The following is a 25,251-nucleotide window of genomic DNA, read 5'->3' as shown; positions in this document are numbered from 1 at the left end:
GGAATCGTTTCGTCCTCTCCGCTACTTCGAGGTCATTCACATTTCTATAACTGCTTTAAAAATAAGATGCCAACCTTTAAGTGCAAATTAACTTAGGGGTTGGCATCTTATTCTTGTATATATCTTATACCTTAGGTCAAGCTTATTTCTTCATACGCTCATGCAGGAAATCGACGATATGCACGGCCTTCATCTGGCCGCTCAGCCCCTGCTCATCGATGCCATGCTTCATTTGCAGCAGGCATCCGGGATTGCTGGTCAGCAGATAGCTGGCTCCGGTTGCCTCGACATGCTCCATCTTGTGGTCGAGGATCTGTCCGGCCATTACCGGCTGCGTGACATTGTAAATCCCTGCTGAGCCGCAGCAGCGGTCAGCGTTTTTCATCTCTATGAACTGAGCACCCTCTACTTGGCGCATCAATTTACGGGGCGCATCCGCTGATTTCATGACATTACGGAGATGACATGAGTCCTGATAGGTAATCCGGACAGGCTCTGCGACACCTTGCGTCTTGTCCTGACTGAAATCAAGACTTCTTCCGGCACGGACTAGCAGATCACTAATATCAACCACTCGTTCGGCAAACCAGACAGCATCTTCACGCCACTGCGGATCCTCATGCAGAAGATGATCGTATTCGGTCAGAATTGCCCCGCAGCCACCAGCATTGGAAACGATATAATCCACCCCAGCCGCCTTAAACGCCTTGATATTACGTCTTGCGAGATCTCTTGCTCCTTCTGCTTCCCCGCTGTGCGCATGCAGCGCTCCGCAGCAGTTCTGTTCACGCGGAATGACCACTTCAAAGCCGGCGGCCGTAAGCAGGTCAACCGTATGAATATTGGTTTCTGTAAACAGAACGTCCATAATACAGCCTCTGAACAATGCAACCGTCGCAACCTTCTCTCCCTTAGCTGGATGGCGCTCGCCGATCTTCTCCACGACGCCTTTGCCGGAAGCATCGGGCAGAATTTTCTCCATGTCACGCATATGCTTAGGGAATAGCTTCATCGCACCCGAAGCATGCGCTACAGTACGAAGTCCGGATTTTTGGTAAAATTGCAATCCGCGGCCGACCCATTTCATCCGCTCCTGATGAGGAAATACGGTCTTAAATGCGGCCTTGCGAGTAACTTTTACCCATGTTTTATGTTCTTTGTGATCCTCAATGGCATCCCGTGCCTGTTCAATGAGTTGGCCATACTGGACTCCTGCCGGACAAGCCGGTTCGCATGCACGGCAGCCCAAACAGTGATTCATTTGGTCTTCAAAAGCCTGGTCCGGCACCATAATGCCGTCAGTGACAGCCTTCATGAGGGCAATCCGTCCCCGTGGAGACTCGGCCTCAAGGCCAGTTTCCGCAAATGTCGGGCATGCTGGAAGGCAAAAGCCGCAGCGCATGCAGTTCGTCAACTGATCCTCATCGAGGCGTAAACGGAGCTTTTCGGTAAGTGCATTCATAGGTTGTGCTTGCCCATTAGCCACGCTGGATCACCACCCGTTTCCGTGTTTCCTTCGCAAATACCTTGCCGGGATTAAGCAAATTATGTGGATCGAAGGAACTCTTGATCGCTTTCATGACATCCATTCCCGCCGGACCAACCTTCCATTCCAAATATGGCGATTTCACCATGCCGACGCCATGCTCTCCGGTAATGGTTCCTCCCAAACGGATGGCCGCTTCAAAAATTTCCTCAAACGCTTCCTCTACCCGCTCAATCTCTTCTTTATTACGCGCATCGGTCGTCGCCGTCGGATGCAGGTTTCCGTCGCCCGCATGGCCAAACGTACTGATCTGCACCTGATGCTTCAGCGCGATCCGGTTGATCTCGACTACCATCTCAGCGATCTTCGAGCGCGGCACAGTCGCATCCTCCAAAATAGTGGTCGGACGCAGTCTGGCCAAAGCCGTGAATGCACTGCGGCGAGCGGTCAGCAGCTTTTCCGCCTCTTCCAGACTTGCTGCAATGCTGACCTGGTCGGCATTCTCGCTTTTACACACTTCCGTAATGATCGCAATGTCACGTTCCACGGCTTCTTCATCACCATCCTGCTCAATAATGAGGATAGCCTCCATATCCAGGGGCAGACCTAGTTTGGCGAAGTCATCCACCACTCGAATGGTTGCGTTGTCCAGGATCTCTAGGGTAGCCGGAATAATCCGGTTTTCGATGATTTTGGATACCGTCCGTGCCGCTCCGTACAAATCCTTGTACATCGCCAGCATTGTCTTTTTATATCTTGGAGGCGGAATCAGCTTCAGAATTGCCTCGGTGATAATTGCAAGCGTACCCTCAGAACCAACCAGCAGCTTTGTCAGGTCGTAGCCTGCCACGTCTTTCATCAATTTGCCGCCGGTCCGGATAATGTCTCCGTTCGCCAGAACGGCTTCCAGGCCGATCACATAATCTTTGGTTGTCCCGTATTTCAGACCGCGCAGTCCACCTGAGCATTCCGCAATATTTCCCCCAATGGTGGAAATGGACATACTGCTGGGATCGGGTGGGTAGAACAGGCCCAGACTCTCGACATGGGTACTGAACTGCTTGGTGTTTAGCCCCGTCTGAACAGTGGCTGTCAGATTCTCAAGATCAATTTCAAGAATTTGATTCATCCGGTGCATAACCATAACCACACCGCCATGAACCGGCACGGTGCCTCCGCATAGATTGGTTCCTGAGCCTCTGCCTACGACAGGGATTTTGAAGCGGCTCAGCACCTTCATAATTTGTGACACCTGCTCCGTGCTCGACGGATACACGACTGCATCCGGCAGAGATTGGAGCATCGGAGTTCCGTCATAAGAGTGAGTTACAAGGGACTGCGGATCGTCTTTGTAATGTTCGCTGCCCAATATGGAGATGAGTTCGCGTCTTACTTCTTCTTGCAGCAAGGAAAGCACTCCTTTGATCGCATTAGATTAAATTAGTCAGGTCATCTGATGACTTTTCTTGTGAACAAGTATACACTAGAATATATGAATCGAAAATAGAACTTAATCGAAAAATTAAAATTTTAACTTATCCGCAATTGCGGTAAAATAAGGTAAATGAAGGTATTTAAGGAAGGGCGTTGAGTCGTTTGACCAGTCAGCAAAGGCCGCTTAAGCAGTACGAGTGGGTAATGAATGATTTAAAAAAGCAGATGGATGATGGGCAGCTTTTGCCCGGGGACCGTCTTTCTTCTGTAGTCGACCTGGCTGCACAATACAACGTAGGCAGATCGACCATTCGGGAAGCTCTCAGTGCGCTGAAAGCGATGGGGATGCTGAATATTAAGCAAGGCGGGGGCACTTTTGTCAAAGCGCCTCCCGTTGATACGACTCCCATACATCCCATGCAGCATTATGCCGACCTATGGGAGGGACGGGCCGCGTCGCTGCGCCATATTTTGGAGGTTCGGCGCGTGCTTGAATCAGGCTGTGCATCACTTGCCGCGCAGCATCGTACAGACGATGATCTTAGCGTCTTCAAGAAACTGCTGGAAGATATGGAACAGTCGGATGATGAGCATTTCATTGAGCAGGCCGACGTCAAGTTCCATCAGCAGATTGCGGCCGCAACCCATAATCCGCTGCTTCTTGACCTGATGGAATCCTTATCCCTCAAGCTCCATGAGAGCATGAAGGATATGCGCGCGCTGTGGTTTTACGCTGAACGTTCCTCTGCGGAACGCCTGCTTCAGGAGCATATGCGGATTTATGAAGCCATTGCGCAGCAGGACTCCAGGGAAGCAACAGCCCGGATGGAGCTTCATATTTCCAAAGTGGAGCAGGTTTTAGATGAGAAGAAGGCCGGGGACCTGCAGCGGATCTAACCAAGAATCTAGTTCTCGATCCGGATTTTCACAGCATCGCTGACCGAATGCACGTCAAGGCATGATAATATGCCTTCGATTCGCTCCAGCATTTTCTCCAAATGTCCGTCATCAATCCGCGGTAAAAAGGTGGCATTTTCAGTCTCGGCAATATATTGGAGTGTATTCAGAAACAGCTCTGTTTCCAGATCAATTTCCGCAAAGTCACGAATCCTGTTGATCAGTTCATCGTAGCAGATATCTTCCAGAGGAAGCATGCCCTCCGACTGCAGGTAGACCTGTTTTAGTTTGGCCTTGACGGCCATATGCCCAACGATCAGGGATGCCCTGCAAAGCCCCTCTTCCATCAGAAGATGGGCTAGATTCATATGGCTTTGGGACAAATCATTCCAGTTGCGGGCTTTTGAATAGAGCTCGTAGACATCTGGTCTGTGATGACTGCCCTCGTCACGGCCCTGAAGATACTCAGTATTGAATAACATACAATCCCCTCCAGTTGAATCGCTTTAATTCTCTATTTATTCGGATCCGAATCACAGTGTAAAACATTTTAAATGAACGCCAGACATAGGCCCGTAGTCCTGATACTTATAGGACCTGATACCGAGTTGAGCCGATTTTCCTATGTTATATATTTCGGACTTCTTTCCTAAAAAATGAAGATAATTCCATTAAAAAAGCGTGAGGAATTGCACCCCTGCTCGCTTCCAAGTGATGCTATAATAAATAAGTTCCAAAGACATCATGACCATTAAAGGAAGCTGAGCTTATGATTACTACGATTTTACTTGAAGTTGTATTGCCTGTTTTTGTGCTGATCGGATTCGGTTCCCTCATGCAGCGCATTTTTCGTCTGGACTTATATACGCTGGCCAAAATCAATTTTTACTGCATTACTCCCGCAGCTGTTTTTATGAGTATGTATCATTCGGATATGTCCGGCGGTCTTCTTGGCACCGTCATTGTATTTTATGCGCTATACGTACTGATTTTGTACCTGATAGGCTCGATCGTGGCCCGCACCATGAAATTCCAAAGCAGTATGAAAGCCGCTTTTAACAACAGTATTATGCTCGACAACTCCGGAAATTACGGCATGCCAATCAACGCCCTTGTATTTAAAGGAGATCCGCTGGCTGCATCCATGCAGGCGCTGATCATGTCTCTGCAGAGTCTGCTGACCTTCACCTACGGCGTCATCGCCATTCAGGGGGTCAAGATGAAGGGGAATTACCGGAGTATGATCATCGGTTTTCTAAAAATGCCTGTTCCCTATGCCTTGGTACTGGGACTGCTGCTGCACGCGCTGCATGCTCCCCTCCCCATTTTTGTTTCTCAGCCCTTAACATATGCCCAGCAGTCTATGGTCGCCATAGCTTTGCTCACACTCGGGGCCCAGATCGTCAAGTATCCTCTCCGTCTTTATCGGCTCGATATTTATATCAGCCTGTTCCTCCGGCTCATTATAGGACCCGCCATCGGCTGCGCCCTTGTATTTGCTCTGGGCCTGAAGGGAATTCCTGCTCAGGCGCTGCTGATTGCATCCGGCATGCCGACCGGCGTCAATACATCCATTCTTGCCGAGGAATATGCTAACGAGCCTGACTTTGCCGCGCAAACGGTGCTGCTCTCCACCCTGTTTAATGTCGTTACGATCACAGGATTGATATCGCTCGCCAAAATGTTTTAAATCTCCAAAAGATTCATTATAGGGCCTCCTATGGTATATTATGTACAGCAGTCAAAAGTACATAAATCTGGAATGCCAGGGGTGAATATCCATTGGATTTATTGGAAAAGAGAATTGCACAGCTTGAGGCTAACATGAAGGAAATGCAGCAGGAGTTAGCCGAGCTGCGCCAAGAAAGGCGAGGGACGGACCGGAACCCTGAGGCTCAGACAACGCCGAGTAATACCAGTCCTCCACCGTACGCCGGAGGACAGCAAGGTTATGCTGCATACGGGCAGGCCGGCATGCAGCATAACCCGCAGCAGGGAATATCAGGTTACCCTAGCCAGAGTCCGTCTTATCAGGGATCGCCGCCCCAAGGGTACTACCCAAATCAAGGGACGGGACAGCCCAATCCGCAGGGAATGAATCCGTATGCTTACAATCAGCAGCGGCCGAATATTCCGCAAGAGCCTAAACCACCAAAGGACTGGGAGCATCTTATCGCCCGAGTGTGGCTTCCGCGCGTCTTTATTGTTGTTCTGCTGCTCGGTGTGCTGTGGGGTTTTACAGCCGCTGTCAGCGCGGGTTATTTGACCGAACCTGTACGCTGCCTTCTCGGCGTTGTTGTCGCAGCTAGCATGTACTGGCTCGGTGAGAGACAGATCCGGAACCAACGTGAGGCGCTGGGACAAGTGCTGCTGGGCGGCGCCATCGGTGTGCTGATTTTATCCGTGTTCGCTGCACATGAGCTGTACAGCCTGATTCCTTCAGCTCTGGCGTTTGTGTTATATATCCTTTCCATCGCACTTTGTGTGTTTACAGCGCAGCGGCGCCGTTCCCAGACACTGATGATCATTGCAACCGTAGCCGGGTATCTGATTCCCTTCCTCGTCCATTCGACCCATCCGAATGCCTGGGTGTTCACGGGCTATGAAGCCATCTTCTCACTTGCGATGATCGCCGTTGCCCTGAAATTTGATTATCGTGCAGCCTATTACGTCGCTGTCGGGGTGCTTCATCTTCCGCTTCTGATCGGTTATGCTGCAGGTGACTTCGGTGAAAGCCGCCATATTTTTATTGCAGCTGTATTTATTCAGCATGCGGTTCTGCTGGCTTATGCCTACTTCGGCCCAGTCCGCCGTAAGCTCGATGAAACCCTGTCGTTGTTTCCAGTATACGGGCTCATGGCACTGTGGATCTATGCACTGTATCCATTTACAGGGGATTCCATCCACTGGCGGCCGCTGATGCTGATTGGCTGGGCTCTGATCTACAGCCTTGCTGCTTTAGGGAAGTACGTGAAGGGAGAACGCCCTCCCGTGTATATATCCATTGCGACGGCTGCCTGGTTCCTCTGGGCACTCGATATACTGAACCAAAGCTACTCTCCTGCAGCCGCCATCGTAATAGGCACTGCTGGATTAATTCTTGGCTTTAAGCTGAAAAACTACATGCAGCAAATTACAGCCGCCGCGGTCTTTCTGTACGGTGTATCCGGGACGCTTTTCCTGATCATACATGATCTTTTCTCAGCCCCAAGCCTTTCCTGGCTCATTTTGCTGATCAGCATCGCGGTTCTTTCTTACGTTATCCGCCACATGTCCGAACCTATAATCTTCGGCCGATTGCCGGATATTCTGATGTGGGCGGATGCCTTATTAGCCATCATCTTTATCACACAGATCACCAATGTGTTGACGGCTGATCTCACATATGATTTCCGTCATCTCGTTCTTTCGGCGGTATGGGCACTATACGCGATTGCAGTTATCGTCTGCGGCATGATTTTCCAAAGACAGATGGTCCGGATCGCAGGGATTGGACTGCTCTTCCTTACACTGGTAAAGGTCATTATCGTGGATCTGCCGGATGTATCGGTAGCCGTCCGGGCGATCCTGTTTATCGGCCTGGGCGCTTTGGGCATGTTCGTTTCCCGGCTGCTGTACAAACGTAAGGACAGTACACCACCTGCTCCTGTGCCTGACGAAACGGCCATAGATCCTTAAAATGTTTCACTTCTTGAACCAAGTAAAAAGCAGATGCCTCTCCCCTAGGGAAAGCATCTGCTTTTTATTTTCCTCCCTCTTCCTTTATGGAAGAAGTACATTGGCAAGCTCCCGGTAACTGACCGCAAGATAATGGGGCTGATGATCCGATTCAGGCTTCACTTGGCGATGGTTGAACCATATGGCTGTCCAGCCGGCTTCAAGCGCACCCACGACATCATTTCGCCAGGAATCTCCGATATAAAAGCTGCGTGAGGCTTCTGTTCCCGTTATTTCATTCACATGCATGAATAGGCGCGGATCCGGTTTGTCATAACCAACGGCTCCAGAGATGAAGATACTCCCCGGGTTTATAATTCTATCCATTGCCAGCGCTTTGATTTTAGCCATCTGATGCTTTGCGGGTCCGTTCGTAATCAATCCGACCACATGACCGGCTGTCTGTAGTGTACGGATGAGTTCAACTGCGCCAGGGAATGGATTGATTCGAAACTGCCCCTCCAAGTATATCTCCTGAATCCGTGCGGCTTCCTTTTCTGTCACTTGTACTCCAAATTCCGCAAGGGCGAGCATGACGCGCTTTACTCTCATTTCCTGCAGATCCTGGTCTGCCCCCGCAGCATTTACACCGCCATGGCGGGCTGATAATGCATCGCTGTAAAATCTGAATCTATGGTAAACCGCCTCATACGGAAAGTCCTCTCCGGTGGACAATACTTTTCTCAGCGCCTGTCTCAGCGGCTCCAAATGATCGTATAACGTATCATCCACATCAAAAAAAATCCCTTTGGGCTTATCTTGAATTTCTCTCATTCCGTTCCCTCTTCGTGATTGTGATTTTTGTTACAGTATTTGATCTTTGTCTATTTTAGCACATTTTTTCTTTGTCCTAGCGGCTTTCAGTGAAATTGCATTTTTGACACAGGCTTGTTTCATCGATTTAAAAGCCCTTCCAATTGTGACAGAACTGGCACAACCGTTCCGGTCATGTCCAATTATGAACAAAAATGAAAATCGCTGAATTTGCCGCTTTTCCGCTGTTAATCATGATATTTGAAGCTTTTTTCAGAAGAATGTGAAGTTTGTCACAGAATATATGTATATTTATGGTAATTATGTATGTTCTTGTATTTGTTTTCGATTTCGCAGGTTACTATGCTAGGGCTATGAGGATTCGCGAATAATCCAACTCAGCAATAACGACATGCTAGAAAGGAGTTTCCCGTGAAAAACAAAAAAAGATGGCTATTAACTACCATACTTATTTCCATCATCATGCTGCTCAGTGGATGTAACTCCATGGTAGTACTGAATCCAAAAGGTCCGGTTGCCAAAACGCAGTCCGATACCATTATTTTCTCGATCCTGATGATGGCTTTTGTTTTACTTGTTGTCTACATCTTATTCGTTTTTATGCTGACCAAATATCGTTCCAGCAAAACAAGCGATGATTATGAACCACCCCACATGGAGGGAAACAAATGGCTGGAATTGATTTGGACGGTGATCCCGATCATTATCGTAGCTATTCTCTCCGTTGTAACAGTGCGCACGACCAATGCTGTTGAAAAGGTGCCAGCCGGCTACGAAACTCAAAAGCCGCTTGTCATTTATGCTGCTTCTTCGAACTGGAAATGGCACTTCAGCTATCCCGAAGAGAATATTGAAACGGTGAACTACGTTAATATTCCAACGAACCGTCCGGTTGAGTTCCGTCTTTACTCTTACGGTCCGATTACAAGCTTCTGGGTTCCGCAGCTCGGTGGTCAGAAATACGCCATGAGCGATATGGTGACCAAGCTGAATCTCGTTGCCGAACATGAAGGTTCATTCATGGGTAAAAACTCGAACTTCTCCGGTAAAGGCTTTGCTCAAATGGAATTCGAGGTGCTTGCTCAAACACCTGCCGAATACAGCAAATGGGTTAAAGACGTTAAGGATACTGCACCAAAGCTCACCGAGCAGGAATTTAACAAGCTGCTTAAGACCGAGATTGTCGGCCGCAAATCGTTTACTTCCACGCACCTTGGCTTCGCGCCTGCTCCGATGGATATGTCCGAACACGGGCATAGCGGAGACAGCAAGTCTGAAAGCACAGACTCCAGCAAGCCTATGGATCATAGCGATATGAGCAATATGGATCATAGTAATATGAGCGATATGGATATGAAAGACATGAATGACAGTTCGTCCATGGAAAGTGGACATTAAGATCATGGAGAAAGGAGACTCAATTGCATGAAATGGGACGAATTTTTTGTAACCGGTGAGCCGATGATTTACGGAGCCATGGTTAGTATTGTGCTCGTATCCATCGCCATCCTCGTCGGATTGACCTATTTTAAGAAATGGGGATATTTATGGCGTGAATGGCTGACCACCGTTGACCATAAACGTATTGGCGTCATGTATATTTTATCAGCTCTCATCATGCTGTTCCGCGGCGGCGTTGACGCACTGTTGATGCGTACGCAGCTTGCGGTACCGGAATCCGGATTTTTGGACTCCCAGCATTATAACGAAATTTTCACAACGCACGGGGTTATTATGATCCTGTTCATGGCGATGCCGTTCGTTATTGGACTTATGAACGTTGTCGTGCCGCTGCAAATCGGCGCGCGTGACGTTGCTTTTCCAAGACTGAATGCTGTCAGCTTCTGGCTCTTCTTCGCAGGAGCTATGCTGTTCAACATTTCGTTTGTCATCGGGGGATCACCGGATGCCGGTTGGTCAGCGTACTTCCCGCTTGCAAGTCTTGAATTCAGCCCGACGGTAGGTAACAACTTCTACTCGCTCGCGCTGCAGATTTCCGGTATCGGTACATTGATGACAGGCGTTAACTTCATCGTGACGATCCTGAAAATGCGTGCACCTGGCATGAAGCTGATGCGTATGCCAATGTTCACATGGTCGGTTCTGATTACGAACGTTATCATTTTGTTCGCATTCCCGGTTCTGACCGTAGCCCTCGCTTTGATGATGTTCGACCGCGTCTTCGGCAGCCAGTTCTTCACCATGGCTAACGGCGGTATGGATATGCTATGGGCCAACCTATTCTGGGTTTGGGGCCATCCTGAGGTATACATTGTTATTTTGCCGGCCTTCGGTATATTCAGTGATATTATCTCTACCTTCTCGAAAAAGAATTTGTACGGGTATAAATCGATGGTGTTCAGTATGGTCATCATTTCGCTCCTGTCCTTCCTCGTATGGGCTCACCATTTCTATACGATGGGCGCCGGAGCCATGGTCAACGGGTTCTTCTCCATCACGACGATGCTGATTGCCGTTCCGACCGGGGTTAAAATATTCAACTGGCTGTTTACGCTAAGGAAAGGTAAAATTACATTCACCTCTCCAATGCTGTACGCGATGGCCTTTATTCCGATCTTTACCTTCGGCGGCGTTACGGGCGTTATGCTCGCAATGGCAAGTGCCGATTACCAGTACCATAATACGATGTTCCTGGTTGCCCACTTCCACTACGTACTTATTCCAGGTACCGTGTTCGGGGTACTCGCCGGTCTTCATTACTGGTTCCCTAAGATTTTTGGTTTCCGTCTGAACGAACGCCGTGCCAAAACAGCCTTCTGGCTGATTGTCGTAGGCTTTAACGTTGCCTTTATGCCGCTGTTCTTCCTTGGACTACAAGGAATGACGCGCCGGATGTATACCTATTCGGCAGACACAGGCTTTGGTCCGCTTAACATGATTGCAACCATTGGTGCATTTGTTCTGGCTATTGGCTTTGTCGTTCTGTGCTACAACTTCTACTACAGCTTCCGTCACAGCCCACGCGATGAGCACGGAGATCCATGGGATGCACGTACGCTGGAGTGGAGCATACCGAGTCCGGTTCCTGTTTACAACTTTGCTAAAGTACCACATGTTGAATCCCAGGATGCCTTCTGGCATGCTAAAAAACATAATGTTCCTCTGTTTAAAGAGGGCCCTTATGAAGAGATTCATATGCCTAGCAACAGCGGGCAGCCATTCATTCTTGGTGTAATTATGTTCTTCGCCGGCTTCTTCCTGGTCTTCAGCTGGTTCATTCCTGCCCTCATTGCAGGCATAGGCGTGGTAATCATGCTGGCGGTACGTTCCTTCGAACGCGATCACGGCTATCACATCTCGGCGAAGGAAATTGCCGCTACCGAACAGAAATTGCGGGGTGATTCCGTATGAAAATAAATGATGCACTGCCGCTGGAGTACAGAACGGAAGAGAATAGCAATAAGATCTTCGGTTTCTGGCTTTTCCTCGGCGCTGAAATTGTCCTTTTCTCGACGCTGTTCGCCGTATATTTGGTTCTCTGGAACCGTACGGGCAGCGGCCCGACCGGCAAAGATCTTTTCGAGATCAACGGTGTCATCTGGGAAACAGTTCTTCTCTTGACCAGCAGCTTCACCTGCGGCCTTGGCATTCATGCCATGCGCCTCGGGCTCAAGAAGCCGATGATGATCTTCTTCGGTATCACTCTGCTGATGGGCCTTGGCTTCCTCGGCATTGAGATTACCGAGTTCGTAAATTATGTGCATGAAGGTGCGACGCTGCAAACCAGTGCCTTCTTGTCCAGCTTGTTCGTCCTCCTGGGTACTCACGGTCTTCACGTGACCATGGGCTTCCTGTGGGGTGCAGGCATCCTGATTCAGATCAAACGCCAGGGCTTTACGGATGAGACGACCAACAAGTCGTTTATCTTCTCCCTGTACTGGCACTTTCTCGACGTGGTCTGGATCTTCATCTTCAGCTTTGTCTACCTGAAAGGATTGATGTAATATGGCACGATTATTCCCGATACGTCACGTGATGGGATATATCTTCTCGCTAGTCCTTTCACTTGTGGCACTGGGCGTTATCTACTGGGATCTGACGTTCACCGCAGGCATCGTTATTCTGGTGATTTGTGCATTGATTCAGGCATCTCTGCAGCTGGTGCTGTTCATGCACATCGGTGAGACTTCTTCCAAGAAGCAGTTGTACCTCAATATCGGTTATGCGGTATTCGTTGGCGTCGTTACGGTTTTCGGTACGTTGTTTACGATGATTTGGGGATTTAGATAAGTTTGATGGTAAGAGAAAAAAAGCTGTCCCTCACGGGACAGCTTTTTTGTGTTGTGCGGCGCCCTGTTGACGGGCGTAGTTACCTATACAGCTGGCAGCGCTTTGCGGCTGAACGTTGCTGCAATCGTTAGCCCTCTCCGCTGGAGTCATGTTTATGATCCAACATTCGCTCCTTCAAAAAGAGGCTGGGCGCTATGTCCGGCCTCCCTGACTTCTTGTCACCCGATTTGTTCCCATCTTCAGCTACTCTTCATTCTGCGCTATATACCCCGCAAGCTGACGGTAGATGCCCACGATCTCTTCCATTGGCATCCGCACCAAGCCGCTGGAGGAAGGGGCAACGAACTCGTGTATCTCAGGGATGACCGGGCTTGGTTGAAAGCCCCAGTTCACCTTAGTCTTTTTGCTGTATTCGGTATATACGCCTTTTCCGACAAAGCAAGCGATCTTGGGTCGATATTCTTTCAGTTTTGCATGCAGAATATCTCTCCCTTCCGCATACTCGCTGCGGTCGATATCGTCAATTCCCCGCGTTGGGCGGGCGACGATGTTGGTAAAACCGTAGCCAAGTCTCAGCAGGTCCTGATCCTCGGATGCCTCATAAAGCCGCGGTGTCAGGCCCGCACGATGCAGAATCCGGTAAAAATTGTTGCGCGGATTGGCGTAATGATGACCGGTCTCCCCAGACAGCAGGCTTGGATTAAAGCCAATAAACAAGACCGACAATCCATAATCCAGATGATCCGGTATTTCCGGCATTAAGACCACCCCCTATATATATTGTTGGTGACATTAAGCTTGCGATCATCGTACACCCCATAGTAGTTACCCGTGAGCTGTTCATCCGAACCTCCGGGAATAGGAATGTAATCAGTATCCATTTTTCATTATCTTTCCGGCCATTGTTTCACCTTGGAACCATGAAAAAAGACTCCCGGATGAGAGTCGAATGGCATCACTTGGTTTTGTAGAATCCGTACTTTTTTAATACAGCTTGTCCGAGGTCGCTTTGGCGGTAATCTCTCTGTATTTAATGGCCTCACTCTTCATTTTCAGCGACACGGCCACATTCAGAATATCAATAATTGCGAGCTGTGAGATTTTAGCCGCAAGTGAGCTGCCCTGCAGCGGATTTTCCCTACCCACCATAATAAGGACGATATCCGCAACTTTCGTAATTGGCGAGCGGGCATTACTCGTAATGGCAATAATGCGGGCACCCGCTTTTTTGGCAATGTTAAGGTTATCGATGGTATCTTTCGTGCTCCCCGAGATTGACAGTCCGACGGCCACATCCCCCTTATTCATCAGCGAAGCCTGCATCGCCTGAAAATGGGTATCTGTATTCGCCATACTATTCTTGCCGATTCTGGCAAAGCTGTGCGCTCCCTGTGTTGCCGTTAAGCCTGAGGAGCCTACACCAAAAAAGTGGATGTTTAAAGCTTCAGTCAGCGCATGAATCGCCTGGGTTAACTGATCCTCATTGACCAGTTCACGCGTTTGCTCCAGCGTACGGAGATGCGTCCCGATAATTTTATGACTGAGGGTGAGCGGATCATCGTCTTCCGCAATTTCCTCATGAATATGATCGGTTGGTTTCACCAAATCCTGTGCGAGTGAGAGCTTAAAGTCCTGAAACCCCTGAAATTTCATTTTCCGGCAAAAACGCAGCACGGTCGTCTCTCCAACATCTGCCTTCTCCGCAAGCTCCGTAACCGAATCATAGATCAAATCCTGAGCATTCTCCAAAATATACTGTGCGACCTTTTGCTCGGTCTTGGTCAACCCATTAAAATGGCTCCGGATACTGAGCAGTGTTTTTCCCATTTCCTGCATGCTTTGCAAAGCTTTCCGTCCCCTTCCTGTTTCACATCAACGTTCCAAAAACCGTTGCTTATCTGGGAGATTATTTCCATTAAATATTAATGTGAAGGTTAATTCCGCCTGTAAGTTAATCCTATTGTACCCGGTTGGAAGTACGGTTTGCAAGCGTCTGCAAAAGGCTCCGGATGCCATTCCCTGGGCATATTTATGCCTCTTCTGGTTGCTGCATCACACTCAGATCCATGTACAATACATTCCACCGATGACCATCCAAATCCGCGAAGCCCGCTCCATACATTCCCCCTCGATCCTCAGGCTGTCCGAATATGGTCCCACCTGCCTTCACGACCTTCTCAACCAGTTCATCCACTTCTTCCTTACTCTCTGCATCAATGGAGAATAAAGCTTGGGTTGCATGTACCGGATTTGGGATTTCATTGCCTGTAAAACCTTTAAAAGTAGGTTCGGGAAAAAGCATCACTACAACCTGTTTATCTCCAATGATCAGGCCGGCCTTATCTTCGCTATCTGCTAGGTGCGGATTCAGTGAAAATCCAATCTCGGTAAAAAACTGTTTCGATCTTTGGATATCCTTTACGGGCAAATTGATCCAAATTTCTTTGGTCATGATCTCATCTCCTAAAGAGTTTTACTTTCAGATTCATCGTATGAGCTTCAATTTTCAAGAAGTTGTCTTCATATGTAAGAGTCTTGTCTTGGTCACCATACCGGCGCTTTCCAAGGTTCTCTTGGAAGCTTCATTGTAGTACCAGCATCCGCTAATGGGCTTAATCCCTTGCTGGCTACACCATTCTCTTAATTGCGTAATAATGGTCCTTCCAACGCCTTGCTGTCTGAACGCTCCATTGGTGAACATGCCTATGCTCCCCATGTTCTCGAACATTTTAGATTTCTCGACGATTCCAATCCCTAATAGCTGAGGTCCTCTGTAATAAGCAAAAAGCTGTCCGCTTGTAATACTCTCTTCGTAGTTGTTCAGAAAATCACCGCAAATATGCTGGATTGTTTGAAGATCCTCCAAATTCGCAGGGCGAAATACCTCATCTTTCCGCACATCGCTTCCATTCAGGTCTTTTTGACTGTCTTGAAAAAAGTAAGCCTGTCTCTCGATAATAAACTCATGGTCTAGCGATAAGCTGGTGAAAAGTTCATCACAAGTAGGTACAAAAAGAGATTTTATGGCATGCTGCTCAAGCACTTGATTAAACAGCATCTGCGAGTGCATTTGGAAGGATCGATGGATATAAAACTGTGTAAGTAGCTCGTGATGATATATTGCGTAGTAACCGATCTCTTTCGTCTCCTCACAGATCATGTAATACGTAGACGAAAGAATGTGATTTTCCAAAAAAGAATCGAAAGGCGAGGATAATGTATGAAGGTATTCTTTCATTGCTGCTGAACATCAACGAAAGAGCATTGCTTAATGATTATATTGAATCACCCTCTCTTTAAACTGCAGGTATATGTTCAAGCTATCATGTTTAAAATGATTGTCAATGATAACCTAAGTTTCTTAAATGACGACCATTTGCTGATCATTATGTGTTGTGATTCGAGTCCTCATTGTTTAGGGCTACCCTGACAGAGGTCATTCTATGCTCTACCAACTGAGATACCGCGCCTTAGAATTAAAACTTGATAATAATATACAAATAGCTCCTCATCCGAAGGGACGAGAAGCAAGTGGTGCCATCCAAATTTAAATAGTTATGCTTTACTTGGCTTCAATTCTTTTCTCCACACACCACTTAATGACAAGAAGGTACACTGCGCAGAGCAGGACTTCGAATATCAGCGTTCCTATAGAGTTTAAGTTCATACTGGAGTTTGCCATGTCATGCGACAACACACCGTTACTCACCTCCGCATGAAAGGTCACCAAGCTGAAGATTTGCGAAGAGTCGCGGTTAAACATCAGGTTTTCAAGCCATCCCGTGACGTTCGTAATGATCAAAAAGATGATCAGACCAACCCAGAATACGCCTTTTCTCGTGATGCTGCGTGCTAAAGCAATGGTCACATAAATCGTGAAATACCCATATACAAGCACCAGAATATACTCCACCACGATTCCGGCCATAACAGGCACAGGGATACGGAAAATGTCACCTATTAGGGAAGTATCGATTTTTGCAAAAAAGTAGAACGCGGTCCCTATTCCAATCAAGGTAAGAACCAAGGTATTGATCAATCCGTACAACAGAGACGCCCAAACATAAGAGAAGGCATGGACGGGCAAAAGCCTTCGGCTGACCGATTTGATGTTATAATCAAAAACCTTCAGGCTGGATATCGTGAAGATAACAGCAGCTGCGATAAAAAAGAACACAGTTAAGACCAGCTTAATTTCAAGAGCGGCACGGGACCATAGGAGTACTAGCTCACCAATGATCAGGACCACCGTTACCCCGAGTAAAAGATTCGCATTCCGCCGCAAATCATATTTAAGCAGCTTGATCATTCGCCGAACACCTCTTTAAACATGTCGTCGACGCTCCTTCCGTGCTTCAGGCGGATGCTCTCCACTTCTTCGTTGAGTACGATGCTTCCACTGTTTAAAAACAAGACTTCATCGAAAATCCTTTCCATATCCCTTACCAGGTGGGTACAGATGATGAGGCTGCTTTCTTCACTGTAAAAGCGCACAATGGCATCCAGAATTTTACCTCGGGCCACAGGATCTACCCCGCCAATCGGCTCATCCAGCAAATACAGATTGACGTTACGGGAGAGGGCCAAGGTCAACTGCAGCCGTTCATTCATGCCTTTGGACAGCACGCTGACGCTGCTTTTTTCGTTCAAATTCATAAAATCGAGCATTTCACGTGCCTTTTCCACATTAAAATCCGCATAAAAATCCTTATAAAAGGCGACGGCGTCCTTCACCTTCATCCAGCTCTCTGTTAGCGGACGGTCCGGCATATAGGAAATCAGGCTTTTCGTTTCTCTGCCGATGGGTTTTCCCATGACAGAGATATCACCGGCTGTAGCAGGGGTAAGGCCTGCAATGATTTGCATCAGCGTGCTCTTACCGCTTCCATTGGAGCCAAGCAGACCGGTGATTTTTCCTGGTCTGATGTCGAAGCTTACGTTATCCAAGGCAATCTTGGAACCATACTTTTTGGATACGCCGTTAACCTTCAGCAATGTGTCCATCCGGAGAAGCCCCCTTCCGGTCCGTGTTGTCTTTGACCGCCACTGCTTCCTTTACGATGGTGACGATATCCTGATTCTTGAACCCCAACTCCTGCATACCATGTATGAATTGGTGAATCAAATCGCCAGCCATTTCCTTTTTAATCGCCATAATTTTGGATCCCTCGCTTGTCACATATCTTCCCAGCCCGCGTTTTGTCTCCACTACTTCCTCGCGTTCGAGCTCCTGAAACGTTCGCTGGATCGTGTTCGGATTAATCTGTAAATCCGCCGCAAGCTCCCTTACCGACGGAATTTTATCACCGGGCTGAAGCAGACCGGATACGATCTGCCTTTTGATATGGTTCATGATTTGGAGATAGATCGGCAAATTGTTGTCAAATTCGATGCTCAATGGGAATAGACTCCTTTCGCCGTCAGCTTCGGCTCCCTGGCTGCATTAGGCAATATCACGTTTCTTAAACGTAACAAAGCTTGCGCCAAGAAACAAGACAATATATACCGCTATAATCACAATTGAAAACGGAAGCGTCATCCCTTCGATCGGCGGATGTCCACCATGACTGTATATCGACAAATCCGCATTCGGGAACAGCACATATTTATAAAAGTTTTTTGGAATCGTGATGCCGCTGAGCATGATAGCAGCCATACCTACGCCCATTGCTGCTCCCGTGGAACGCGTCAGCACACCCATCATAAATCCCAGCGTCATAAAGACTATGCTATAAACCAGCGAGCTTCCGCTTGCGATCAAAATATCACGCCATGCCCCGGCCGAGTGCTCGGTCCCGAACAGGACGGCACCAGAAGCAAAGCTGACCACGTTCATCCAAACGATGAGCGTCAATGCAAAAAGCAAAGCGGTAACATACTTGGAAGCGAGAACTTTTCCCCGGCTCTGTCCACGGATAAGCAAAAATTTAATCGTTCCATGCCCATGCTCTCCGGATACCAAGCCGGCAGTGAATATAACAGCAAGCATGGCCGTGAACTGTCCGAAGCCGCTTGTGCTGGACATCATGGCCGTATAATCGAATGCGGATTCTACCATATCACCGGCCCAGCGTTTTAATACCCAAGCGAGTACCGCTGCCACGGCGGCGATGATCGCATAAGGAATAAAAAAGCTGCGTTTTTTGGACATTTTAAGCCATTCATTTAACACCAGATTATTAAAGCTACGCAATGCGGTTTCCCCCTGTCCATTTCAAAAATTCATCTTCCAGCGACTGTTTGAGCTCCGTGATCTGATAGATCGGAATTTGAGCACTACCCAGTGCAGTGACCATATCCGGGATATCCTTGTACCGGAGCGACAATATCAATTCATTCTGCTCAGGTTCAACCTTCAGAATCTCAGCCTTTTCATGATTTCCGAACACCTTCTGCGCCTCTTCCAAATGCCCGACCCGGAACATGACGCGAACAAGATCTTTCTCATCTTGCCCGGATCCACCGTTTTCGCCGATTGTACGGATTGTTACTAGTTTTCCATCCTGGATTACAACGACCCGGCTGCACAGCTGTTCCATCTCAAGCAATAGATGGCTCGATACCAGGATCGAAATGCCTTCCTCGCGGGCAATCGTTTTAAGGTAATCACGCATCTCACGAATGCCTGCCGGATCAAGACCATTAGTCGGTTCATCCAGAATGAGTACCGAGGGCTCATGAAGCAGTGCCTGCGCAATACCGAGCCGCTGGCGCATGCCAAGCGAATATGCCTTGACCTTCTTCTTCATGGCATTTTCAAGTCCAACCAGCCGGACAACCTCATTGATGCGATCATTACTGATCCAGTCATTCATCCGCTGGTACTGCTTCAGGTTATCGTAGCCTGTCATGTACGGATAAAACTCCGGGTTCTCGATAATAGCCCCAACATGGCGGATCGCCTTCTTCCACTCATGACGGATGCTGCTGCCCCGGACGAATACATCTCCTTCAGTCATTTGAATCAGTCCTGCGATCATACGGATGGTCGTCGTCTTCCCCGCACCGTTAGGTCCGAGCAGTCCTACAACCTCTCCTTCACGGACATCAAAAGAAAGCTGATCGACAATTCTTTTGCCGCCTATTTTTTTGGAAACGCCCCTGAGTGAAAGTACTGCGTCTTCAGCCTGTATATCATTAGGATGGTTCATGCTCACATCTCCTTTGTACTAGTGTTATAGTTGAATAGTACACTAGAACATCTATGATGTAAAGCCTAATTTTTACTACTGCTTGGAGAAAATGAAAACCGCCCCTAGTGGGACGGCTTCCGTATCTATTTATACACTGTTGTACATTTGGCGTTTTCGTGGATGCCATATGCGTGTCCACCACTTTGATTGCTGTGCTGCTGCTTAGACGCCTTCAAGTTACTTTATTGTGGAGGAAGTTTCGCTTTCAACATCCTCTTTAGGACTCTCCCCTGTGGTGAAGGACCACATCTTTTTCTTTTTTCCGGGGCTTCCCTTCATTTCGTAGGACAGCGAAATTTGATATGTATGATTGCCTTTTAATACGTATTTCGGGTATAGAAACAATGTGTCCTTGTTATGAAGCTCCTCAAAGATTGGAATCTCCTTACCATTCTGATCGGTGATCTTTGCTTGATGCCATACCATTTCCTTTTCGGTGGTCGCAGATATAATGCAGCCGGAAGATTTGATATTGAACTGACTCAGCGGGTTGGGATTCTCATTTCCATAAAAGCCTACTCCGACATTCTTCATACCGTCATAAGGGTACACGGCGATTCCGCTCTTGATGGGGGTTGGATCATAAGGCCCGGCCATATCCAATACTGCCGTACCATTCACAAAACCGATTCCGACCTCAGTGTATTTGTGACTTAGGATGATTTCCCGGTGATAGGCTGTGTCCAACCATTCCTCGATAGCCCCCTTAATGGTTGTCTGCTCGTAATGCATGGCCTCCCCTGTCATATACCCATTTGGGCCGGGTGACCAGCCGGATGCTTTCAAGCGATCAACAATCGTGCTCCCTTTAAACCCGGGCAATCCTTTGCTTTCACTATGAGCGCTTTGCGATGCTTTCTCATGATTCATATTGTAATATACCGCATGAAGCTGAGCTGCTTTGGACATATTGCCATTGTACTTCAGAGCCTGCAGCCCGAGTTTTGCCCGGATACTATTCAAATAAGCTAAGGCATCATTTTGATCCTGGTTAATCCCCGTCCCCGCACTGACTGCAGCCGCATAGCCCTGGTGTGCAAAGGTAACTCCCCCCAGCAGCATGCCAGCCGAAATAACCGAAACCAAGATACGCCGATGAAAAAAATATCTAGTCTGATTATCATCCTTTATATGCACTTCAATTTCATCCTCTCAAAGATGGTCTTATTATTTATTTTCGACAAATTCCATCATTTTCCTTAATGATTACGAAAAGAACTCCAGCATCCCCCTGCTGAAGTTCAGATTATTTCACATATGCGAATTATATTATCCTTATTAAGGCAGTAGACGATCATCCATTCATTTTGCAGCCGAATATCATAATCTATAAAATGCATATTATCTCTTTAATTTGGACCTTCTTAACAAGCGGGGGTCTTTTTTTGTCGTCTTGACGTCGAAATTATGCTCATCGGCAGCCTCCAGAATCTTATGATCTTAAAACATCCAAGATACCCAGTACGAAAGAAGAATCAGCGTAAACAGCACGGTGACGGGAATGACAACGATGGTTACTTTCAAGTATTGGGCCCAGCTGATTTTGACACCGCCTTTTCGCACAATATGCAGCCACATTAAGGTTGCGAGTGTGCCTATAGGCAGCAGCAGTGAACCGATATCACTCCCAATAACGCTGGCCAAATATGAGATTTTTAATGTGAGAGGATCTAGTCCCATATGGGTCAGAGTGATCGTGCCGACCATCAGTGCCGGGTGATTGTTGAATATATTGGACAAGATGCTGATCAATCCGCCCATCAGAACGCTGGCGTACAATAAACTACCCGACACAATCGGCTGAAGCATCCGGATCAGCCATTCAGTCAAACCGATATTGTTCAGGCCGTAGATAATCACATACATGCTGAAAGCAAAAATAAGGATATACCAAGGTGTTTTTTTCAGCATGTCCGTAGGAGGGATCTTGAGATGATACCAACGCCAGGCCAGCAAAAATACTGATCCGATCACAGCCATCAAAGATACAGGAAAGTGAATAAAGGAAGCTGCGAATAAACTGATTCGGACACACAGAACAAAGATTAAAATATTTCTCATGAATTTGCCCGGGTTGTCCTGCTGCAGCGAATCCTGCAGGGGATGCTGCCCTGGTCTTAGATTCCATTGGGCTGGAGTTGGAAGCTTCTTCGGAAGGGTTCGGTAAAAGAACAGAAACAAGAGGGTAGTCAGCAGGATAAGTCCGAGCGTAGCGGGGATAAACATCATGGCCGTATGCATATAGAGATCCATATGAACGATTTTGAGCGCGATCAGATTAACGATATTGCTTACCCCGATCGGCGCACTGGATGCTGTGGCGACAATCGCCCCGGAGATCAAGTATGGAATTTTCTGATGGTTTTTAAGACCCATATTCTTCAGCATCATCAGTAAAATTGGAGTTGTAATCAGAATACTGCCGTCATTATTCACAAACAGCGTCATCATGAAACAGAACAGATTCGTTAACCAAAATAGCCGAATTCCCGAACCTCTGGCCTTCGCCGTCAGTAATTCGGTTGCCCAGTGAAAAAAGCCGAAGCTTTCCAGAACAATTGCCATGACAATGGTGGCCATAATTGTTACCGCTGCACCGCTGATTGTTTGCATGATTTCGCCCAAGTCTGCCATTGAAACGCTGCCGCTGAGCAGTACAAGGAGTGCACCGATGGTTGCAGGAATTGCTTCATTTACATGGGGACGCCAGAAGATGAAGCCGATGGTTAACAGGAAGGAACAAACCGTAATCAACACCATTAAATCATGCATGTCAAACCCTCATCTCTTAACTTAAAAGTTTATTCTTTGTGCACAACTCTCCTTTGCGTCAAAGATCTGAAATTCCGTGCTCTATGAAAAAATCATCCACATTCCTCCTTTCCCAGTGAAACTATTGCTTTGGTAATACTATATATATACGTATAGTGAACAAGCTTCGACAGGGTCAACAACACGCTTCTATCAAAATCTACTATTGTCAATCATCTCTATTTAACGCTGGATGTCACTAGCCGCTCCAGGCTGCTGTACCTAGAAAAATACTATTTTCGAGTCTATTTAAAAGAAGAACAAGGCATAAAAAAAGGAGGCTTCAGCGGTTATGCTAAAGCCTCTTGGAATATTGGGTTATGCCACTTTTTAAAATTATCCGAGCCAATGGTGTATATTCGTCTTTACAAAGTCATCATCATTCAGATGCGGATAGCTCTCATACACACGGTCAATCTCTTCCATTTGTCCCGGAGACAGCTCCTCCTGCAGGTTCAGGCACCAGCGCCCTTCGAGCAGCCCTTGACGCCGCAGTACTTCATGAATACCTGGAATGCAGCCATGGAACTGATGAGCAGGATCGAAAAAGGCAGCATTGCTGTCCGTAATCTCGGCCGCATATGTCAACCACTCTGCGGGGATATGCTCCTCATCCCTCACCTTCTTAATCTCATTCAGCAGCTCGACAGCTTGATGAGTCCAGACTGCCCAGTGTCCCAGGAGCCCACCCACGATACGCTTCTCTAGCGTCTGACCGTCAACTTTAAAACGAAACTTCGTCAGCAAATCAACCACAATATTATCATCATTGCCCGTATATAAGGCGATCTCATCACGGCGTTCCGATTCCATAACAGCCCGAATGACATCCAAAGATTGGTATCGGTTAAAGGGGGCCATCTTGATGGCAATGACACCCTCGATTCCGGCAAATGCACGCCAGAACTCAAAGCTGAGCGTTCTTCCTCCGACTGAAGGCTGCAAATAAAAACCAAATACCGGAATAATTCCAGCCACACGGCGGACCCGTTCCAGCAGCTGATCCTCTGTCCAGCTGCCGAGCCCACCCATTCTGAGGAGTCCGGCATCGTAACCAAGCCCCGCGGCAAGCTTGGCTTCTGCAACTGCCTGCTCAGTCGGTCCACAAATTCCGGCGATCTTCATGAAAGGATGTTTCAGATCAGCGCGGTCCACCTCTTCGGCCGCCATACGCAAAACCGGCTCCAGCAAATCAATGCCCTTGTCACGGATTTCGAACTGTGTCGAGTGAACAGCTACAGCGATGCCGCCTGCTCCAGATGCAATATAATACCTTGTTAGCGCACGCTGGCGGCGTTCATCTAGCTGACGGTCCGCATTTAGCGCAAGCGGATGCGCAGGAATTGCCAGCCCGTCATGCAGAGCTTTCTGGAGCTCAGGAGTCATAAGCTTATATGAGCTGTCCATCAATATTTCCCCTCCCGTTCCTGAAAATGTGTCGGCTTATTCCAGGTCGCTCCATCTTGGAGTACCCAATCCGATATCCAGTCGATCATTTGTAAAACCGAAACCTTCGGATACCCAAATGTCTGCATCGCCTTGGATGCGTTACTTAGCAGCGCAGTCGGTGCCTCCTGGCCAACGAGCACTGGCTCAACGCCTAATCTGCGGCCGAATTCCCCGGCAACCCAGCGCAGCGAAAGCGTCTCCGGTCCGGTGACATTCATCGTTACTGCCGGCGAATTGCAGATACGCAGAGCTCTAAGGGCAATTTCATTGGCGTCCCCCTGCCAGATCACATTGGCATGCCCCATGGAAATATCGACCGGTCTGCCTTCCTTGACCGATTTGGCGAGCTCCAGGAGGACACCGTAGCGGAGATCGATGGCATAGTTTAGACGGTAAATAAACATCGGGATCTGATATTTATGTGAGAAGTGCTCAAACACACGCTCACGCCCAAGACAGGACTGGCCGTATTCTCCATTGGCATTTGGAGTGAATTCTTCCGTTGCTCCCCCTGCTCCTACCGGAGTAAGAGGGTATACATTACCTGTTGAAAAGACAACCATTCGGGAATTTCTGAACTTCTCTGCTACACGGCCTGGCAAATAGGCATTCATCGCCCAGGTGAAGTGCTCGTTGCCAGTCGTACCGAATTTATTGCCCGCCATAAAAATGACGTTTTTCACATCAGGCAGTGCCTGCAGCTGCTCATCATCCAGCAGATCGGCCGAGATTGTCTCGACCCCCATCTCCTTCAGCTCCTGCTTCAGTGTGCCGCTGGAAAAGCGGGATACTCCGATGACCTTCTTGTTAATACCGGCTTTGGCGATAGCGTTCATTGCCAACCGGGCCATACTCGGACCCATTTTTCCGCCGACACCCAGCAGCATGATATCTCCGTCCACCTGACCCAAGTCGGTCAGCAGCTCATCTGATGGTTCAGCGAGCCTGGTTTCCAATTCTTCGATAGAGTTGATTTTCATTCTTCAGCACCATCCTTCGATATCGATTCATCTCGAACAACCTGTCCTATAAAGATCCTTACACCCTGACATTCCCAAAAAGATCAAATATCAATGGCTATCCGTACACGTCAGAGATTCTCCTCAGCTTCTGACACAGAAGTGCGATTGGCTTCCCGCAGATCACATGAATTTTCCCCTGTACCGGATGCATACCGCTCCGCATGGATCGCGCCCATACCACCGCAGCCGAACACTGCTGCTTTTATCATGCCAACCA

At 48.0% G+C, this 25,251-nt stretch carries 25 protein-coding genes; 7 read left to right on the top strand and 18 right to left on the bottom strand.

Annotation, left to right across the window (positions count from 1 at the left end; all coding sequences use genetic code 11):
• Positions 1–142: 142 nt before the first annotated feature.
• Entirely contained in the window at positions 143–1,462 is a 1,320-nt protein-coding gene (locus KJS65_RS24515; protein WP_213652701.1) for a (Fe-S)-binding protein, read from the bottom strand.
• A gap of 16 nt (positions 1,463–1,478) precedes the next feature.
• On the bottom strand, positions 1,479–2,894 hold the full coding sequence (locus tag KJS65_RS24510) for an FAD-binding oxidoreductase (protein ID WP_213652461.1): 1,416 nt from the start codon (positions 2,892–2,894) through the stop codon (positions 1,479–1,481).
• Between the two features lie 179 nt (positions 2,895–3,073).
• On the opposite strand from KJS65_RS24510, the gene KJS65_RS24505 reads away from it, so the two are divergent.
• The gene (locus tag KJS65_RS24505) at positions 3,074–3,817 is read left to right on the top strand and encodes a FadR/GntR family transcriptional regulator (protein WP_306432993.1); all 744 of its coding nucleotides are present in this window, start codon (positions 3,074–3,076) and stop codon (positions 3,815–3,817) included.
• An 8-nt stretch (positions 3,818–3,825) separates the two neighbouring features.
• Here KJS65_RS24505 and KJS65_RS24500 read toward each other — a convergent pair whose 3' ends face one another.
• Positions 3,826–4,299, bottom strand: a complete 474-nt coding sequence (locus KJS65_RS24500) for a hypothetical protein (RefSeq protein WP_213652460.1) — start codon at positions 4,297–4,299, stop codon at positions 3,826–3,828.
• Between the two features lie 287 nt (positions 4,300–4,586).
• On the opposite strand from KJS65_RS24500, the gene KJS65_RS24495 reads away from it, so the two are divergent.
• Positions 4,587–5,507, top strand: coding sequence for an AEC family transporter (locus tag KJS65_RS24495; protein WP_213652459.1), 921 nt, complete (start codon positions 4,587–4,589; stop codon positions 5,505–5,507).
• Positions 5,508–5,599: 92 nt separating this feature from the next.
• Positions 5,600–7,495: a DUF2339 domain-containing protein gene (locus KJS65_RS24490; RefSeq protein ID WP_213652458.1), complete on the top strand. Its 1,896-nt coding sequence runs from the start codon at positions 5,600–5,602 to the stop codon at positions 7,493–7,495.
• 84 nt (positions 7,496–7,579) lie between these two features.
• On the opposite strand, the gene KJS65_RS24485 is transcribed toward KJS65_RS24490, so the two are convergent.
• Positions 7,580–8,308 carry an HAD family hydrolase gene (locus tag KJS65_RS24485; protein WP_213652457.1) on the bottom strand — a complete coding sequence of 243 codons (729 nt, stop codon included), beginning with the start codon at positions 8,306–8,308 and terminating at the stop codon, positions 7,580–7,582.
• Between the two features lie 462 nt (positions 8,309–8,770).
• On the opposite strand from KJS65_RS24485, the gene qoxA reads away from it, so the two are divergent.
• From qoxA to qoxD, 4 genes are read left to right on the top strand one after another with little or no spacing between them, the layout of a single operon-like run.
• On the top strand, positions 8,771–9,706 hold the full coding sequence (gene qoxA / locus KJS65_RS24480; RefSeq protein ID WP_374706220.1) for a cytochrome aa3 quinol oxidase subunit II: 936 nt from the start codon (positions 8,771–8,773) through the stop codon (positions 9,704–9,706).
• A 27-nt stretch (positions 9,707–9,733) separates the two neighbouring features.
• A complete protein-coding gene (gene qoxB / locus KJS65_RS24475) occupies positions 9,734–11,680 on the top strand; it encodes a cytochrome aa3 quinol oxidase subunit I (protein WP_213652455.1) in 1,947 nt (648 codons plus the stop codon).
• Positions 11,677–12,273 (top strand): cytochrome aa3 quinol oxidase subunit III, encoded by a 597-nt coding sequence (gene qoxC, locus KJS65_RS24470; RefSeq protein ID WP_136608507.1) that lies wholly within the window; start codon positions 11,677–11,679, stop codon positions 12,271–12,273. The genes qoxB and qoxC overlap by 4 nt, the downstream gene beginning before the upstream one ends.
• Position 12,274: 1 nt before the next feature.
• Positions 12,275–12,559, top strand: coding sequence for a cytochrome aa3 quinol oxidase subunit IV (gene qoxD / locus KJS65_RS24465; RefSeq protein ID WP_136608508.1), 285 nt, complete (start codon positions 12,275–12,277; stop codon positions 12,557–12,559).
• Between the two features lie 243 nt (positions 12,560–12,802).
• Here qoxD and KJS65_RS24460 read toward each other — a convergent pair whose 3' ends face one another.
• The 14 genes from KJS65_RS24460 to KJS65_RS24395 form a co-directional block, all read right to left on the bottom strand.
• Complete coding sequence (locus KJS65_RS24460) at positions 12,803–13,318, bottom strand: mismatch-specific DNA-glycosylase (protein ID WP_213652454.1); 516 nt, start codon at positions 13,316–13,318, stop codon at positions 12,803–12,805.
• 225 nt (positions 13,319–13,543) lie between these two features.
• Entirely contained in the window at positions 13,544–14,395 is an 852-nt protein-coding gene (locus KJS65_RS24455; RefSeq protein WP_213652699.1) for a MurR/RpiR family transcriptional regulator, read from the bottom strand.
• Between the two features lie 193 nt (positions 14,396–14,588).
• Positions 14,589–15,011 (bottom strand): VOC family protein, encoded by a 423-nt coding sequence (locus KJS65_RS24450; RefSeq protein WP_213652453.1) that lies wholly within the window; start codon positions 15,009–15,011, stop codon positions 14,589–14,591.
• 54 nt (positions 15,012–15,065) lie between these two features.
• Positions 15,066–15,797, bottom strand: a complete 732-nt coding sequence (locus KJS65_RS24445) for a GNAT family N-acetyltransferase (RefSeq protein ID WP_213652452.1) — start codon at positions 15,795–15,797, stop codon at positions 15,066–15,068.
• Positions 15,798–16,121: 324 nt separating this feature from the next.
• Positions 16,122–16,868, bottom strand: coding sequence for a hypothetical protein (locus tag KJS65_RS24440; RefSeq protein WP_213652451.1), 747 nt, complete (start codon positions 16,866–16,868; stop codon positions 16,122–16,124).
• Positions 16,865–17,563 carry an ABC transporter ATP-binding protein gene (locus tag KJS65_RS24435; protein ID WP_213652450.1) on the bottom strand — a complete coding sequence of 233 codons (699 nt, stop codon included), beginning with the start codon at positions 17,561–17,563 and terminating at the stop codon, positions 16,865–16,867. Before KJS65_RS24435 ends, KJS65_RS24440 begins: the two co-directional genes overlap by 4 nt.
• The gene (locus KJS65_RS24430; protein ID WP_136608513.1) at positions 17,541–17,957 is read right to left on the bottom strand and encodes a GntR family transcriptional regulator; all 417 of its coding nucleotides are present in this window, start codon (positions 17,955–17,957) and stop codon (positions 17,541–17,543) included. Before KJS65_RS24430 ends, KJS65_RS24435 begins: the two co-directional genes overlap by 23 nt.
• Before the next feature lie 45 nt (positions 17,958–18,002).
• Positions 18,003–18,752, bottom strand: coding sequence for an ABC transporter permease (locus KJS65_RS24425; RefSeq protein ID WP_213652449.1), 750 nt, complete (start codon positions 18,750–18,752; stop codon positions 18,003–18,005).
• Positions 18,745–19,710 (bottom strand): ABC transporter ATP-binding protein, encoded by a 966-nt coding sequence (locus KJS65_RS24420; protein WP_213652448.1) that lies wholly within the window; start codon positions 19,708–19,710, stop codon positions 18,745–18,747. The genes KJS65_RS24425 and KJS65_RS24420 overlap by 8 nt, the downstream gene beginning before the upstream one ends.
• A gap of 219 nt (positions 19,711–19,929) precedes the next feature.
• Complete coding sequence (locus tag KJS65_RS24415; protein ID WP_213652447.1) at positions 19,930–20,889, bottom strand: CAP domain-containing protein; 960 nt, start codon at positions 20,887–20,889, stop codon at positions 19,930–19,932.
• A gap of 303 nt (positions 20,890–21,192) precedes the next feature.
• The gene (locus tag KJS65_RS24410) at positions 21,193–22,524 is read right to left on the bottom strand and encodes an ArsB/NhaD family transporter (protein WP_213652446.1); all 1,332 of its coding nucleotides are present in this window, start codon (positions 22,522–22,524) and stop codon (positions 21,193–21,195) included.
• A 375-nt stretch (positions 22,525–22,899) separates the two neighbouring features.
• On the bottom strand, positions 22,900–23,970 hold the full coding sequence (locus KJS65_RS24405) for a dihydrodipicolinate synthase family protein (protein ID WP_213652445.1): 1,071 nt from the start codon (positions 23,968–23,970) through the stop codon (positions 22,900–22,902).
• A complete protein-coding gene (locus tag KJS65_RS24400; RefSeq protein WP_213652698.1) occupies positions 23,970–24,986 on the bottom strand; it encodes an NAD-dependent epimerase/dehydratase family protein in 1,017 nt (338 codons plus the stop codon). The genes KJS65_RS24405 and KJS65_RS24400 overlap by 1 nt, the downstream gene beginning before the upstream one ends.
• 116 nt (positions 24,987–25,102) lie before the next feature.
• Complete coding sequence (locus KJS65_RS24395; RefSeq protein ID WP_213652444.1) at positions 25,103–25,243, bottom strand: hypothetical protein; 141 nt, start codon at positions 25,241–25,243, stop codon at positions 25,103–25,105.
• Positions 25,244–25,251: the final 8 nt, after the last annotated feature.

The organism is Paenibacillus sp. J23TS9 (genome assembly GCF_018403225.1).
Classification (GTDB): domain Bacteria; phylum Bacillota; class Bacilli; order Paenibacillales; family Paenibacillaceae; genus Paenibacillus_AQ.
The sequence above is the reverse complement of the archived record's forward strand: the minus strand, read 5'-3'. Positions and strand labels throughout refer to the sequence as shown.

Excerpts from the sequence above, each read along its gene's own strand:
- KJS65_RS24515 (WP_213652701.1), bottom strand. The coding sequence starts at position 1,462 with ATGAATGCACTTACCGAAAAGCTCCGTTTACGCCTCGATGAGGATCAG.
- KJS65_RS24500 (WP_213652460.1), bottom strand. The coding sequence starts at position 4,299 with ATGTTATTCAATACTGAGTATCTTCAGGGCCGTGACGAGGGCAGTCAT.
- KJS65_RS24495 (WP_213652459.1), top strand. The coding sequence starts at position 4,587 with ATGATTACTACGATTTTACTTGAAGTTGTATTGCCTGTTTTTGTGCTG.
- KJS65_RS24485 (WP_213652457.1), bottom strand. The coding sequence starts at position 8,308 with ATGAGAGAAATTCAAGATAAGCCCAAAGGGATTTTTTTTGATGTGGAT.
- qoxA (WP_374706220.1), top strand. The coding sequence starts at position 8,771 with ATGCTGCTCAGTGGATGTAACTCCATGGTAGTACTGAATCCAAAAGGT.
- qoxB (WP_213652455.1), top strand. The coding sequence starts at position 9,734 with ATGAAATGGGACGAATTTTTTGTAACCGGTGAGCCGATGATTTACGGA.
- qoxC (WP_136608507.1), top strand. The coding sequence starts at position 11,677 with ATGAAAATAAATGATGCACTGCCGCTGGAGTACAGAACGGAAGAGAAT.
- qoxD (WP_136608508.1), top strand. The coding sequence starts at position 12,275 with ATGGCACGATTATTCCCGATACGTCACGTGATGGGATATATCTTCTCG.
- KJS65_RS24460 (WP_213652454.1), bottom strand. The coding sequence starts at position 13,318 with ATGCCGGAAATACCGGATCATCTGGATTATGGATTGTCGGTCTTGTTT.
- KJS65_RS24455 (WP_213652699.1), bottom strand. The coding sequence starts at position 14,395 with ATGCAGGAAATGGGAAAAACACTGCTCAGTATCCGGAGCCATTTTAAT.
- KJS65_RS24450 (WP_213652453.1), bottom strand. The coding sequence starts at position 15,011 with ATGACCAAAGAAATTTGGATCAATTTGCCCGTAAAGGATATCCAAAGA.
- KJS65_RS24445 (WP_213652452.1), bottom strand. The coding sequence starts at position 15,797 with ATGAAAGAATACCTTCATACATTATCCTCGCCTTTCGATTCTTTTTTG.
- KJS65_RS24440 (WP_213652451.1), bottom strand. The coding sequence starts at position 16,868 with ATGATCAAGCTGCTTAAATATGATTTGCGGCGGAATGCGAATCTTTTA.
- KJS65_RS24435 (WP_213652450.1), bottom strand. The coding sequence starts at position 17,563 with ATGGACACATTGCTGAAGGTTAACGGCGTATCCAAAAAGTATGGTTCC.
- KJS65_RS24420 (WP_213652448.1), bottom strand. The coding sequence starts at position 19,710 with ATGAACCATCCTAATGATATACAGGCTGAAGACGCAGTACTTTCACTC.
- KJS65_RS24410 (WP_213652446.1), bottom strand. The coding sequence starts at position 22,524 with ATGCATGATTTAATGGTGTTGATTACGGTTTGTTCCTTCCTGTTAACC.
- KJS65_RS24405 (WP_213652445.1), bottom strand. The coding sequence starts at position 23,970 with ATGGACAGCTCATATAAGCTTATGACTCCTGAGCTCCAGAAAGCTCTG.
- KJS65_RS24395 (WP_213652444.1), bottom strand. The coding sequence starts at position 25,243 with ATGATAAAAGCAGCAGTGTTCGGCTGCGGTGGTATGGGCGCGATCCAT.